This window comes from Pseudomonas sp. GW822-FHT01E03 (assembly GCF_058802985.1).
The window spans coordinates 242269-256158 of the sequence record NZ_JBXAOQ010000002.1 but is presented as its reverse complement, the minus strand read 5'-3'; the positions used below and the strand labels follow the sequence as shown (position 1 = coordinate 256158).

The window sequence follows — 13890 nt, the reverse complement described above, 5'->3', positions numbered from 1 at the left end:
TCGGTTGGCTGAGGAAGATGTTGTAAGACTCGACCGCCACAGTTCTGCGATGCTCATCAGGCTGGCTGAGCGGCGCCAAACGCCCCTTGCCTCGACACCACAATCAGCACGCCCAAGGCCCCCACGGCCATCAGCAACGGCAACGCATGGCCGTTGATCCACTGGCTGCCGGCACCCGCCAGCAGCGGCCCGACCAAGCAACCAATCCCCCACAGCTGTGCAATATGCGCGTTGGCCCGCACCAGTGCATCGTCGCGATAACGCTCGCCGATCAGGATCAGTGACAAGGTGAACAAGCCACCGGCACTGGCGCCAAACAAGACCCACAGCGGCCAGATCAGCAGTGTGTCGATCAGCATCGGAATCGCCAGGCTCGACACCAGCAAGACGACTGCGCAGCCGGTAAACAACGCCCGGCGCGACAAACGATCGGCCAACGCACCAATCGGCAATTGCAGCACCGCATCGCCGACGACCACCGTACTGACCATCGCCAGAGCGATCTCCGTGGTGAAGCCCTGGCGCAGGCAGTAGACCGGCAACAGCGTCAAAATCATCGCCTCGAACGCGGCGAACAGCGACACCGCCCAGGCAATCGCCGGCAGGCCACGACAAAACTCAAGCAAATCACGCAGGGTCACGCTGCTGGCTTCACTGCTCGGCGCGCCACTGCGGCCCAGCAACAGGAACGGAGCCGCCATCAGCAAACCGACGCCCACCCAAAAGCCATAGTCATGCTCGGTACCGAGGAAGCCCAACAACACCGGCCCCGCCAGCTGACTCAATGCGTAGCTGCTGCCATACAGCGCCACCAGCCGCCCGCGCCATTGCTCGACCACCAGTTGATTGATCCAGCTTTCACCGATGATGAATACAAGGGTCAGGATCACCCCGATCATCAGCCGCAGCACCAACCAGATCGGATAGCTCGGCAACAGCGCCAGCAAACCGATCGAAATCGCCCCGGCCCACAGGCACAGGCGCATCAGATTGGCCGTGCCGAATCGCGCCGCCAGATGGCTGGAGATTTTCGCCCCCAGCAGGACGCCGATGGCTGGCATCGCGGCCATCACGCCAATGGCAAACGAGCCGTAGCCCCAGCTTTCCAGGCGAAACGACACCAGCGGCATGCTGACACCCAAGGCCAGGCCGACACTCAGGACAGATGCCAAAACGGCGAAATAAGTCGCCCAACGCATGTTCCACGCTCCTGTGGATACTTTTATGTACAACACAAAACATTGTGGGAGCGAGCTTGCTCGCGATGACGGAACAACATTCAACATTGAAGTCGACTGTTACACCGCTATCGCGAGCAAGCTCGCTCCCACAAGGGATCTGTGTCGTTCGGGAGGCCTGCTCTACAACAGACCTCCCTTAACGGCTTACAACTTGATCCAGGTCGCCTTCAGCTCGGTGTATTTGTCGAACGCGTGCAGGGACTTGTCGCGGCCGTTGCCGGATTGCTTGAAGCCACCGAACGGAGCAGTCATGTCGCCGCCATCGTACTGGTTGACCCACACGCTACCGGCACGCAGTGCGCGGGCGGTGAGGTGGGCCTTGGAAATGTCGGCCGTCCAGACCGCAGCGGCCAGGCCGTACGGTGTGTCGTTGGCGATCGCGATGGCTTCTTCGGCGCTGTCGAATTCGATGACCGACAGTACCGGGCCGAAGATTTCTTCCTGGGCGATTTTCATCGCATTGCTCACACCATCGAAAATCGTCGGCTCAACGTAAGTACCGCCAGTTTCCTGGAGCGTACGCTTGCCACCGGCCACCAACCTGGCGCCGTCGGCATGACCGGACTCGATGTAGGACAGTACGGCGTTCATCTGCTGGGTATCGACCAGCGCGCCAACATTGGTCGCCGGATCCAGCGGATTGCCCGGCTTCCAGGCCTTCAGCGCCTCGATCACCAGCGGCAGGAATTTGTCCTTGATCGAACGCTCCACCAGCAGGCGCGAACCGGCGGTGCAGACTTCGCCCTGGTTGAAGGCGATGGCGCCAGCAGCGGCTTCGGCAGCATCCTGCAGATTCGGCGCATCGGCGAACACGATGTTCGGGCTCTTGCCGCCGGCTTCGAGCCAGACTCGCTTCATGTTCGACTCGCCGGAGTAGATCAGCAATTGCTTGGCGATTTTGGTCGAGCCGGTGAATACCAGGGTGTCGACGTCGTTGTGCAGGGCCAAGGCCTTGCCGACGGTGTGACCGTAACCCGGCAGCACGTTCAGCACGCCTTTCGGGATGCCGGCTTCGACAGCCAGTTCAGCGATGCGGATGGCGGTCAGCGGGGATTTTTCGGACGGCTTGAGGATCACCGAGTTGCCGGTGGACAGCGCAGGACCGAGTTTCCAGCACGCCATCATCAGCGGGAAGTTCCACGGCACGATGGCGCCCACAACACCCACCGGCTCACGGGTCACAAGACCCAACTGATCGTGCGGAGTGGCTGCCACTTCGTCGTAGATCTTGTCGATGGCTTCGCCGCTCCAGCTCAAGGCTTGTGCCGCGCCGGGAACGTCGATGTACAGGGAATCGCTGATCGGCTTGCCCATGTCCAGGGTTTCAAGCAGGGCCAGCTCTTCGGCGTGCTGTTTGAGCAGGCCGGCAAAACGGATCATGGTGGACTTGCGTTTGGTCGGCGCCAGACGCGACCAGACACCAGAATTGAACGTGGCGCGAGCGTTTTCCACGGCGCGCTGGGCATCGGCGGCGTCACAACTGGCAATCTTGCCGAGCAGACGGCCATCGACCGGGCTGATGCACTCGAATGTCTCGCCGGAAACGGCGTCGGTGTATTCGCCATTGATATAGGCGCGGCCTTCGATTTTCAGGTCGCGGGCACGTTGTTCCCAGTCGGCACGGGTCAGGGTGGTCATGCGAGTGTCCTCCTCTTATTGATACGACACCCGCGTTCTTCGCGGGCGCTGTCAGGAATTCTGCCCGGCCAGCCTGCTTTTCGGCCCAAGGCATCCACCACCCTAAACCAGCGGCAGGTGAAGTTTCAATATATTTGACATAACACCGGCAAACGGCCTTGCGATGTTCATTTTAATAAACATAGACTTTGGCGATACCCGTGTCCGGTATGACCGGACACCCACCACTCGCACCGCAATGACGGGGGAATACAACAATGAGCATCCAGAATATCGTCGACTTCAGCCAGGCCACCACCGCCGCCGAACGCTATCGCCCGGATCCGACCAAAGTACTGAAGGGTGATCCCGAGCAAGCGGTGTACAACCACTACAACAGCCCTTGCGGCCAATTGAACGCCGGCGTGTGGGAAGGGGCTGTCGGCCAGTGGACGGTAAACTTCACCGAACACGAATACTGCGAAATCGTGCAGGGGGTTTCCGTGATACGTGACCTCGACGGCAACGCCAAGACGCTGCGTGTGGGTGATCGCTTCGTGATCCCGGCAGGCTTTCGCGGCACCTGGGAAGTGCTGGAGCCATGCCGCAAGATCTATGTGGCGTTTGAACAGAAGGCTTGAAGCAAGATCATCGAAATACCCCAAAGCCCGTCCCCGGTGACGGGCTTTTTCACGGGCGGACCCCGGCAAACATCGCGACACAGTACAACAGGTGATAAATGACCGGAGCTGCTCCAGTATTTCTTCACGGCATCCAAGACGGATGACGGGAGCAATTTCGCTCACTCACCAATTGCAAGGAAGCGGTAAATGACCATTGATTTGAAACAACACCTGGATACAGCCATTCAGTACATCGGCCGACAATACTCCGAAGAGCTGCGTGGAGAGCTCGCCAACAAGACCGGGCTGGCGGTACGTCCGAGGGGCATCGGGTTCATCATGACCAAAGACTACAATCCCGCACGGATCAATCTGCTGGTTGAAAACGAAATCATCACCCATGTCACCATGGGCAATTGATTTGCGCCAAACCATGCATCGCTCTACTCAGCACTGAAGCGCAATGACTTGATCAGGCTGAAAAGCTGTCCGTTTTTTCAAGCACAACAAAAAAGGCCCGTATCTCGCGATACGGGCCTTTTTCGTAAGAGGGAAAAATCAATTACTTGATTTTGCCTTCTTTGTAGATCACGTGCTTGCGAACAACCGGATCATATTTCTTGATCTCGATTTTGTCCGGAGTAGTACGCTTGTTCTTGTCGGTAGTGTAAAAGTGACCAGTACCGGCGCTCGAAATCAAACGAATCAATTCACGCATGATTAGCTCCCTTAAACCTTGCCATCGCGGCGAAGTTCGGCCAGCACGACAGTGATGCCACGCTTGTCGATGATACGCATGCCTTTGGCAGATACGCGCAGACGCACAAAACGTTTCTCTTCTTCAACCCAGAAGCGGTGATGCTGCAGGTTCGGCAGGAAACGACGACGGGTTTTGTTGTTTGCGTGGGAAATGTTATTCCCAGTCACCGGACCCTTACCGGTAACTTGACAGACTCTAGACATGCCTCAGCCCTCTAAAACCACATGCCCAACCCGGCATGGGTTGGCCGCTTAATCTCTCAGTCATTTGGCGCCAGGCGCCGCGTTTCTTTAGAGGTCTTACCGGCTACACCTACAGTGAAGGAACCGGGCCCCTAGAAAAGAGCGCTGCTTTATACCAGAAAGACTAGAGAGCAACAACATTCAGTGTGCGTTGAATTCACAAAAACCCCGTTTTTCTGGCTCCGAGCGCCTTGGACAAAGGCTATCGTCGATGGCGACCGCTCGTCGCAGAAAATCGTTCAGCGAGCCATCCAGGGGGTTTGCTCAACCGCTGCACAGCAAAATCAGTCGCCTATAGTCCCCTTAAAATGAAAAAGGGGATAGTCATTTGCAAAAGAGCCCACTAGGGTAAGCCTTTTCCAGACTGCACTTGCAGATGGGCCTTCGACCTGTATAGGAAGCCGACCATGCGCCTTGCTGCCCTACCGCTGTTGCTCGCCCCGCTTCTGCTGAGCCCACAGGCATTTGCCGCCGCCCTGAGCGTCTGCACCGAGGCCAGCCCTGAAGGGTTCGACGTGGTGCAGTACAACTCGCTGACCACCACCAATGCCTCGGCCGATGTGTTGATGAATCGCCTGGTGGACTTTGACACGGCCAGTGGCAAAGTGGTCGCCAGCCTCGCCGACAGCTGGGAAGTCAGCCCCGATGGCCTGATCTACGTGTTCAAGTTGCACCCGCAGGTGAAATTCCATCGCACCGAGTACTTCACTCCAACGCGCGACTTGAACGCCGAAGACGTGATTTTCAGCTTCGACCGTATGCTCGACCCGGCCAATGCGTGGCACAAAGTCGCCCAGAGCGGCTTCCCGCATGCGCAATCGATGCAGTTGCCTGCATTGATCAAGAAAATCGACGCCCTCGATCCGCAGACCGTGCGCTTCACCCTCGACCACCCGGATTCGACCTTCCTGGCGACCCTGAGTATGGGTTTCGCCTCGATCTATTCGGCCGAATACGCCGACAAACTGATGAAGGCCGGCACACCCGAGAAGCTCAACAGCCAGCCGATCGGCACAGGGCCGTTCGTTTTCACTCGCTTCCAGAAGGACGCCTCGGTTCGCTACAAAGCCAACCCCGACTACTTCGGCGGCAAACCCTCTGTAGATCCGCTGATCTTTGCCATCACCCCGGACGCCAACGTGCGCCTGCAGAAATTGCGCCGCAACGAATGCCAGATCGCCCTGTCGCCCAAGCCTCTGGACGTACAGGAAGCGCTGAAAGAGCCGACGCTGAAAGTCGAAAAGACTGACGCGTTCATGACCGCATTCGTCGGCATCAACAGTCAGCATCCGCCACTGGACAAGCCTGAAGTCCGCCAGGCCATCAACCTTGCCTTCGACAAGGCCAACTATGTCAAAGCCGTGTTCGAAGACACTGCCGAGGCGGCCAACGGTCCGTATCCGCCCAACACCTGGAGCTACGCCAAAGGCCTGCCGGGTTACCCTCACGACATCGCCAAGGCCAAGGCCTTGATGGCCAAGGCCGGACTCAAGGACGGCTTCCAGACCACCATCTGGACCCGCCCTTCCGGCAGCCTGCTTAACCCCAATCCAAGCCTTGGTGCCCAACTGCTGCAGTCTGACCTCGCGGAAATCGGCATTCAGGCCGAAATCCGCGTGATCGAATGGGGCGAACTGATCCGCCGCGCCAAGGCCGGTGAGCACGACTTGCTGTTCATGGGCTGGGCCGGTGACAACGGTGACCCGGACAACTTCCTCACGCCGCAGTTTTCCTGCGCGGGGGTCAAGTCTGGCACCAACTTCGCCCGCTACTGCAATCAGGACCTGGACAAGCTGATCAGCGCCGGCAAGACCACCGGCGAGCAAGGTGTGCGTAGCAAACTCTACGAACAGGCCCAGGCACAGATCCAGCAGCAGGCGCTGTGGCTACCACTGGCTCACCCGACGGCCTTCGCGCTGACGCGCAAGGATGTCGAGGGGTATTCGGTCAGCCCGTTCGGCCGGCAGGATTACTCCAAGGTCAACCTCAAATAATCTGACACAACACAAAACCTGTGGGAGCGAGTTTGCTCGCGATAGCGGACTTTCAGGCAACATCAATGCTGAATGTGCCGACGCCATCGCGAGCAAGCTCGCTCCCACATGGAAAGCCTGCTTCTCACATCCTGCCTACATCCAGCCATACTCCGCCATCGACAACGGGTCGCCATCGCCGATGATGAAATGGTCGAGCACCCGCACGTCAATCAACTCCAGCGCCTTTTGCAGGCGCTTGGTCAGCACCCGGTCGGACTGACTTGGGTCGGTGTTGCCCGAGGGATGGTTGTGACAGAGGATCAATGCCGCTGCGTTGTTGGCCAGGGCGCGCTTGACCACCTCTCGCGGATGAACGCTGGTGTTGTCGATGGAGCCGCGGAACAGCGTCTCGAACGCCAGTACCTGATGCCTGGAATCGAGAAACAGGCAACCAAACACCTCGTGTGGCTCGTGGCGCAGCATCGATTTCAGATACTCGCGAACCGCGTGCGGACTCTCCAGTGCCGACTTATGGCGCGCACGCTCGGCCAGATGACGCCTGCTCATTTCTTGCGCAGCCTGCAACTGCGCAAATTTCGCCGGCCCAAGTCCCAACTGCTTGCTGAACGCTTCCTGATCGGCTTCAAGCAACAAACGCAGGCTGCCAAACTGATTCAACAGGTGTCGCGCCAGATCTACTGCACTTTTACCCACCACGCCGGTGCGTAAAAAGATCGCCAGCAATTCGGCATCCGAAAGGCTTCCCGCGCCCCGCTCAAGCAACCTCTCCCGCGGCCGTTCCGCCGCCGGCCAATCGCGAATACTCATAGCACCTCCCTGTCTGTGGGCACCGCTGTTCCGTAGCGGTCGCTGTGATATCGTAGCCCATCTTTTTTGCGGGCGAATTCACCCTGGGGAGGGGGTTTCGCCACGTATGTCACCAACGAATTGAAAGGCAGGCCTATGCAGCGGCTGTATCGGAAACGCATTGTTCTGGGCGTCGGCGGCGGTATCGCTGCCTACAAGAGCGCCGACCTGGTTCGCCGCCTGATCGATCAGGGCGCCGAAGTGCGCGTGGTCATGACCCGTGGCGGCGCAGAGTTCATCACCCCGTTGACCATGCAGGCCCTGTCCGGGCACCCGGTCCACCTGGACCTGCTGGACCCGGCGGCCGAGGCGGCCATGGGCCACATCGAACTGGCCAAATGGGCCGATCTGGTGCTGATCGCCCCCGCCACGGCGGACCTGATCGCCCGCCTGGCCCAAGGCATCGCCGATGATCTGCTGACCACGCTGGTGCTGGCCACCGACGCAGTGGTCGCCGTCGCGCCGGCAATGAACCAGGCGATGTGGCGCGATCCGGCGACCCAGGCCAACCTGCAAACCCTCGAAAGCCGCGACATCAAGGTTTTCGGCCCAGCCTCCGGCAGCCAGGCCTGCGGCGACGTCGGCCTGGGACGCATGCTCGAAGCCCTTGAACTGGCCCAGTGCGCCGCCGACTGCTTCCAGCGTCAGGCACTGACCGGCAAACACGTGCTGATTACGGCCGGCCCGACCCAGGAAAACATCGACCCGGTGCGCTACATCACCAACCACAGCTCCGGAAAAATGGGCTTTGCCCTGGCCGAAGCCGCTGTGGAGGCTGGTGCCCGCGTAACCCTGATCACCGGCCCCGTGCACCTGCCGACTCCGGATCGCGTCAACCGTATCGACGTGGTCAGCGCCCGCGACATGCTGGCCGCGTGTGAAGCGGCGATCCCTTGCGACCTGTTCATCGCCTCGGCAGCGGTCGCGGATTACCGTCCGGAAGTCGTCGCCCCGCAGAAACTCAAGAAAGATCCTACGAACGGCGACGGCTTGTTGCTACAGATGGTGCGTAACCCGGACATCCTGGCCACCATCGCCACCCGCCCCGACCGCCCGTTCAGTGTCGGTTTTGCAGCCGAGACCGAACACCTGCTCGATTACGCTGCACGCAAGTTGAAAGACAAGAACCTCGATCTGATCGTCGCCAACGACGTCGCCAACCCGAGCATTGGCTTCAACAGCGAAGAAAACGCCTGCAGCGTCATCGACCGTGAGCTTCACGCCACACTTTTCGCCCAGACCAGCAAGAGCAAGATTGCTCGCCAGCTGATCACTTTTATCGCCGAACGTCTGAACCAGGTTTAATTTACATGCACGCTTTGCAAGCCAAGATTCTCGACCCCCGCATCGGTACCGAATTCCCGCTGCCACAATACGCCACACCGGGCTCCGCCGGCCTCGACCTGCGCGCCATGCTGGAACAGGACACCGTGATCAAGCCGGGTGAAACCGTGCTGATCCCCACCGGCCTTTCGGTCTATATCGGCGACCCGAACCTGGCGGCGCTGATTCTGCCGCGCTCGGGGATGGGCCATAAGCACGGCATCGTGCTGGGCAACCTGGTGGGGCTGATCGACTCCGACTACCAAGGCCCATTGATGGTTTCCTGCTGGAACCGTGGTCAGACCGAGTTCACCATGCCGGTTGGCGAGCGCCTGGCGCAGCTGGTGCTGGTACCAGTAGTGCAGGCTCACTTCGAGATGGTTGAAGAGTTTGTTGAAACCGAGCGCGGCACCGGCGGCTTCGGCCATACCGGCACCCGCTGATCCGATCTTGCTCTTCTTGTTGCGGGGGATCTGACTCCCTCGCCACAAAATTCAAATTGTCATCTGCAAGGTTTAGCTCCGAAAATCAAGGCATTGCCCGGTCAAACCCTTGTCGTCAGGGGCGTCATGGCCCTTTCACACCACGAACTCTCTGTGGAAAACGCCGTCATACCCTTCAGTTTGAACCTGCCACCGAATGAATCGGCGGCCTGTCCAGCCACTTTCGAGATGGAGCATTTCCACAGATGAACACCCCGGCCAAAATCGCACCCAAGTTCCCTGACAGCATCTTCCGCGCCTACGACATCCGCGGCACCGTCCCGGAATTCCTGAACGCCGAAACCGCTTACTGGATCGGCCGCGCCGTCGGCTCCCAAAGCCTGGCCCAGGGCGAGCCAAACGTTTCCGTCGGTCGCGATGGCCGTCTGTCCGGCCCGGAGCTGGTCGCGCAACTGATCAAAGGCATCGCCGACAGCGGCTGCCACGTCAGTGATGTCGGCCTGGTCCCGACTCCGGCGCTTTACTACGCCGCCAACGTACTGGCCGGCAAATCCGGCGTGATGCTCACCGGCAGCCACAACCCGTCGAACTACAACGGTTTCAAGATCGTCATCGCCGGTGACACCCTGGCCAACGAACAGATCCAGGCCCTGCACGACCGCCTCAAGACCAACAACCTGAGCAGCGGCCAGGGCAGCATCACCCAGGTCGAGATCCTCGACCGCTACACCACCGAAATCGTCCAAGACATCAAGCTGGCCCGTCGCCTGAAAGTGGTCGTCGATTGCGGTAACGGCGCGGCCGGTGTGATCGCTCCGCAACTGATCGAAGCGCTGAACTGCGAAGTCATCCCGCTGTTCTGCGAAGTGGACGGCAACTTCCCGAACCACCACCCGGACCCGGGCAAGCCTGAAAACCTCGTGGACCTGATCGCCAAGGTCAAGGAAACCAACGCTGACATCGGCCTGGCCTTCGACGGCGATGGCGACCGCGTCGGCGTGGTGACCAACACCGGCAGCATCGTCTACCCAGACCGGTTGCTGATGCTGTTCGCCCGCGACGTTGTGGCGCGCAACCCGGGCGCCGAAATCATCTTCGACGTCAAATGCACCCGCCGCCTGATTCCGCTGATCAAGGAATACGGTGGCCGGTCGTTAATGTGGAAGACCGGTCACTCGTTGATCAAAAAGAAAATGAAACAATCCGGCGCCCTGCTGGCTGGCGAAATGAGCGGGCACATCTTCTTCAAGGAGCGCTGGTTCGGTTTCGACGACGGCATTTACAGCGCCGCGCGGTTGCTGGAGATCCTCAGCAAGGAAAAATCCTCGGCCGAAGAGTTGTTCGCGACCTTCCCGAACGATATTTCTACGCCGGAAATCAATATCCATGTGACCGAAGAGAGCAAATTCAGCATCATTGATGCATTGCACGATGCGCAGTGGGGCGAAGGCGCCGACCTGACCACCATTGACGGCGTGCGAGTCGACTATGCCAAAGGCTGGGGCCTGGTACGCGCATCCAACACCACACCGGTGCTGGTGCTGCGTTTCGAGGCCGATGACGAGGCTGAATTGCAGCGCATCAAGGACGTTTTCCACGCCCAGTTGAAGCGTGTTGCACCTGATCTCCAACTACCGTTCTGATTCACCCGGAGCCCTGAATGACCCTCGAACGCGAAGCCGCCGCCAACACCGCCAAGGTCCTGTCCGAAGCGCTGCCTTACATCCGCCGTTATGTCGGCAAGACACTGGTGATCAAATACGGCGGCAACGCGATGGAAAGCGAGGAGCTGAAAACCGGCTTCGCCCGCGACATCGTGCTGATGAAGGCCGTGGGCATCAACCCGGTGGTGGTTCACGGTGGCGGCCCGCAAATCGGTGACCTGCTCAAGCGCCTGTCGATCGAGAGCCATTTCGTCGACGGCATGCGCGTCACCGACGCCGCGACCATGGACGTGGTTGAAATGGTCCTCGGCGGCCAGGTCAACAAGGACATCGTCAACCTGATCAACCGTCATGGCGGCAGCGCCATCGGCCTGACCGGTAAAGACGCCGAGCTGATTCGCGCGAAGAAGCTCACCGTTACCCGTCAGACGCCGGAAATGACCACCCCGGAAATCATCGACATCGGCCACGTGGGCGAAGTAGTCGGCATCAATACCGACCTGCTGAACCTGTTGGTCAAGGGCGATTTCATCCCGGTGATCGCGCCCATCGGCGTCGGCGCCAACGGCGAGTCGTACAACATCAACGCTGACCTGGTGGCCGGTAAAGTCGCCGAGGCATTGAAAGCCGAGAAGTTGATGCTGCTGACCAACATCGCCGGCCTGATGGACAAGTCGGGCACGGTCCTGACCGGCCTGACAACCCAGCAAGTCGACGACCTGATCGCCGACGGCACCATCTATGGCGGCATGCTGCCGAAGATCCGTTGCGCACTGGAAGCGGTCCAGGGCGGCGTGGGCAGCTCGCTGATCATCGACGGTCGCGTGCCGAACGCGATCCTGCTGGAAATTTTCACCGATACCGGCGTGGGCACCCTGATCAGCAATCGCAAGCGTCACTGATTCAAGAACGTCATAAAGATCGCAACCTTCAGCGGCACCTACGGAAGTATGAACTTTCCGTAGGTGCTGACGAAGTCTGCGATCTTTTTTATGCGTGCAGGAAATGCCTCACTTCAGATAACGAAACGTCCGACATCATTAAGGAATCAATCTGCATAGGATCTTCCCTGCATCCACAGGAGATCTACCCATGCAAAAAGACCATGTTCCATACGGCAGTGACATTTCAGCAGGCACCTACGCCTGCGTAGACTGCGGATTTGAGTATTCAGGCCCGTCGCAAACATCAATGCCACCCTGCCCTGATCTCAAAAAGACCCCTCACACGCGCAAAGCCTGGAAAGTATTGACCGGCCAGGGCGACGCCCCGAATGACCCGTATCCGGAAAAAACCGACAAATCCGTCGAGAACAAAATGGCCGAGACAACCAGCCCTGCGAGCAAAAAATAGCCACGGAGGCACTGAGCCATGCAGATCTCGTTCACGATCGACGCCCAGGCTTTCGAGCAGGAGCAGAAGGAACCGGTCAAGAAAACCCTGAAGATTTCCGACACGGAAATTGCTCATGCCTTACAGCGTATAGCCAAGGCGAGCCTGACTGAATACTTGAAAATGCTGGTTGAGGGCGGCATGCCGAGCCGGGCCGATGAAGCAAAACAGGACCGTTTGCTGTATCTGATTCAAAGCTACTTCGGGCAGACCCTGCCAACCGAATCGCAGATATCGACGATTTTCCAGCTGACTCAGAGCCAAAGCAAAACCTTGCTGAAAAACACGGTTTCACGCTTCCGCAATCAATTGGACGAGATCCTGCAGCACAGCATGCGAGCCGTGATCGAGTCTGCGGAGCACGCGCAGACCGTGTATCTGGTGGTGATCAGCTCGGACGTCATCCGCGATGAACTGAACATGCTGATCACCCAGAACGAGCCGACTTTCAAACCCATCATCAAACGCAAAGGCAGTGCCGGGCAGTTCGAAATCAGCGAGGATTCCCACGCGCTGCTGTGCCGGACACTGGGCCTGAATGCCGTTCAGTGACATCGTCGCGGTCAGTGGTTTGCTGCTGACCCTGACCACCTTCATGTTCAACCTGGCATGGCCAAAATTGCATGAAGCGTTGGAACTGGATGAAAAACAACCAGGCCCACTGGCCAGAAAACGTAGCCGAGAGAAGGTTTCAGGCGTTCTGCTCGGCTGCGCCCTGCCCCTGACCTGCGCCTTCACAGCACTTTTTTACGTCAACCTGCCGGCCGCCGCTCGAATCATGCGTGGCAGCAGACTGGATCTGTGGGATTTCGATGTGGACCGCACGCTTTACGTTCTAGTCGTCGTGGCACTGCTGGTGTTCGCGCTATTCAATCTGGGATTGGCACTAAAACTGATAGGAAAATGGCGAAGACTGCACTGACAGCACAAACAAAAAGACCGTTGTAGGAGCGAGCCCGCTCGCGAAAAACGTCAACGATAACGCGGGGGTGCCTGACAACCCGCGTTGTTGGGACGTCCATCGCGAGCAGGCTCGCTCCTACAGGGTCGGCGTATCAAACGCCGAACTGGGCGCGGTAGGCTTCCACAGCTGGCAGATGCTGCTTGAGCTGCGGATCGTCCGCCAGGAATTCCAGCACCTGGTTCAGCGAAACGATGCTGATCACCGGGATGCCGAAGTCACGCTCGACTTCCTGGATCGCCGACAACTCGCCGTTGCCACGCTCCTGACGGTTCAGGGCGATCAGCACGCCAGCGGCCTTGGCGCCGTCCTGGGAGGCGATGATCTGCATCACTTCACGGATGGCGGTGCCGGCGGTGATCACGTCGTCGATGATCAGCACTTCACCGGTCAGCGGTGCGCCAACCAGGCTGCCGCCTTCGCCGTGGGCCTTGGCTTCCTTGCGGTTGAAGCACCATGGCAAGTCACGGTTGTGATGCTCGGCCAGGGCCACGGCGGTAGTCGCCGCCAGCGGAATGCCTTTGTAGGCCGGGCCAAACAGCACGTCGAACGAAATGCCGCTCTCGGCAATGGCGGCGGCGTAGAAACGACCCAGCTGCGCCAGGGCCGAACCCGAGTTGAACAGGCCGGCATTGAAGAAGTAAGGACTGGTGCGCCCGGACTTCAGGGTGAACTCACCGAAGCGCAAAACGCCGCGATCGATGGCAAAACGGATGAAATCGCGCTGATACGCTTGCATGAAAAAACCCCAAATACCACGGATTTAGCTAATTAGCTTGAC

15 protein-coding genes and 1 pseudogene are annotated in these 13890 nt (G+C 59.1%); 10 read left to right on the top strand and 6 right to left on the bottom strand.

Going from position 1 to position 13890, the window contains the following annotated elements; all coding sequences use genetic code 11:
- Window positions 1–56: 56 nt before the first annotated feature.
- Both AC1RP7_RS04390 and AC1RP7_RS04385 read right to left on the bottom strand, forming a co-directional pair.
- On the bottom strand, window positions 57–1199 hold the full coding sequence (locus AC1RP7_RS04390; RefSeq protein ID WP_057712752.1) for an MFS transporter: 1143 nt from the start codon (window positions 1197–1199) through the stop codon (window positions 57–59).
- A 186-nt stretch (window positions 1200–1385) separates the two neighbouring features.
- Entirely contained in the window at window positions 1386–2879 is a 1494-nt protein-coding gene (locus tag AC1RP7_RS04385) for an aldehyde dehydrogenase (protein ID WP_493181417.1), read from the bottom strand.
- Window positions 2880–3136: 257 nt separating this feature from the next.
- On the opposite strand from AC1RP7_RS04385, the gene AC1RP7_RS04380 reads away from it, so the two are divergent.
- Window positions 3137–3499 (top strand): cupin domain-containing protein, encoded by a 363-nt coding sequence (locus AC1RP7_RS04380; protein ID WP_057712750.1) that lies wholly within the window; start codon window positions 3137–3139, stop codon window positions 3497–3499.
- 189 nt (window positions 3500–3688) lie between these two features.
- The gene (locus AC1RP7_RS04375; RefSeq protein WP_057712749.1) at window positions 3689–3901 is read left to right on the top strand and encodes a hypothetical protein; all 213 of its coding nucleotides are present in this window, start codon (window positions 3689–3691) and stop codon (window positions 3899–3901) included.
- A 142-nt stretch (window positions 3902–4043) separates the two neighbouring features.
- Here AC1RP7_RS04375 and rpmG read toward each other — a convergent pair whose 3' ends face one another.
- The gene (rpmG, locus tag AC1RP7_RS04370) at window positions 4044–4199 is read right to left on the bottom strand and encodes a 50S ribosomal protein L33 (RefSeq protein WP_003177274.1); all 156 of its coding nucleotides are present in this window, start codon (window positions 4197–4199) and stop codon (window positions 4044–4046) included.
- A gap of 11 nt (window positions 4200–4210) precedes the next feature.
- Complete coding sequence (gene rpmB / locus AC1RP7_RS04365; RefSeq protein ID WP_007975166.1) at window positions 4211–4444, bottom strand: 50S ribosomal protein L28; 234 nt, start codon at window positions 4442–4444, stop codon at window positions 4211–4213.
- A 446-nt stretch (window positions 4445–4890) separates the two neighbouring features.
- Between rpmB and AC1RP7_RS04360 the strand changes: the two genes are divergently transcribed.
- On the top strand, window positions 4891–6477 hold the full coding sequence (locus AC1RP7_RS04360) for an ABC transporter substrate-binding protein (RefSeq protein ID WP_429521720.1): 1587 nt from the start codon (window positions 4891–4893) through the stop codon (window positions 6475–6477).
- A gap of 135 nt (window positions 6478–6612) precedes the next feature.
- Here the strand turns inward: AC1RP7_RS04360 and radC are convergent, their stop codons facing one another.
- Complete coding sequence (radC, locus tag AC1RP7_RS04355; protein ID WP_057712747.1) at window positions 6613–7287, bottom strand: RadC family protein; 675 nt, start codon at window positions 7285–7287, stop codon at window positions 6613–6615.
- Between the two features lie 135 nt (window positions 7288–7422).
- Between radC and coaBC the strand changes: the two genes are divergently transcribed.
- The 7 genes and pseudogenes from coaBC (at window position 7423) to AC1RP7_RS04320 (ending at window position 13070) form a co-directional block, all read left to right on the top strand.
- On the top strand, window positions 7423–8631 hold the full coding sequence (gene coaBC / locus AC1RP7_RS04350) for a bifunctional phosphopantothenoylcysteine decarboxylase/phosphopantothenate--cysteine ligase CoaBC (RefSeq protein ID WP_090452162.1): 1209 nt from the start codon (window positions 7423–7425) through the stop codon (window positions 8629–8631).
- A 5-nt stretch (window positions 8632–8636) separates the two neighbouring features.
- On the top strand, window positions 8637–9092 hold the full coding sequence (gene dut / locus AC1RP7_RS04345; RefSeq protein ID WP_007975171.1) for a dUTP diphosphatase: 456 nt from the start codon (window positions 8637–8639) through the stop codon (window positions 9090–9092).
- Window positions 9093–9358: 266 nt separating this feature from the next.
- Window positions 9359–10735, top strand: a pseudogene (locus tag AC1RP7_RS04340) (phosphomannomutase/phosphoglucomutase); the annotation flags it as partial.
- A gap of 17 nt (window positions 10736–10752) precedes the next feature.
- Window positions 10753–11658 (top strand): acetylglutamate kinase, encoded by a 906-nt coding sequence (gene argB, locus AC1RP7_RS04335; protein ID WP_053163877.1) that lies wholly within the window; start codon window positions 10753–10755, stop codon window positions 11656–11658.
- Between the two features lie 190 nt (window positions 11659–11848).
- Complete coding sequence (locus tag AC1RP7_RS04330) at window positions 11849–12109, top strand: hypothetical protein (RefSeq protein ID WP_493181418.1); 261 nt, start codon at window positions 11849–11851, stop codon at window positions 12107–12109.
- Between the two features lie 18 nt (window positions 12110–12127).
- Window positions 12128–12700: a hypothetical protein gene (locus tag AC1RP7_RS04325; protein ID WP_057712743.1), complete on the top strand. Its 573-nt coding sequence runs from the start codon at window positions 12128–12130 to the stop codon at window positions 12698–12700.
- Window positions 12687–13070 carry a hypothetical protein gene (locus tag AC1RP7_RS04320; RefSeq protein ID WP_150812730.1) on the top strand — a complete coding sequence of 128 codons (384 nt, stop codon included), beginning with the start codon at window positions 12687–12689 and terminating at the stop codon, window positions 13068–13070. Before AC1RP7_RS04325 ends, AC1RP7_RS04320 begins: the two co-directional genes overlap by 14 nt.
- A 133-nt stretch (window positions 13071–13203) precedes the next feature.
- Here AC1RP7_RS04320 and pyrE read toward each other — a convergent pair whose 3' ends face one another.
- Window positions 13204–13848: an orotate phosphoribosyltransferase gene (pyrE, locus tag AC1RP7_RS04315; protein WP_034147724.1), complete on the bottom strand. Its 645-nt coding sequence runs from the start codon at window positions 13846–13848 to the stop codon at window positions 13204–13206.
- Window positions 13849–13890: the final 42 nt, after the last annotated feature.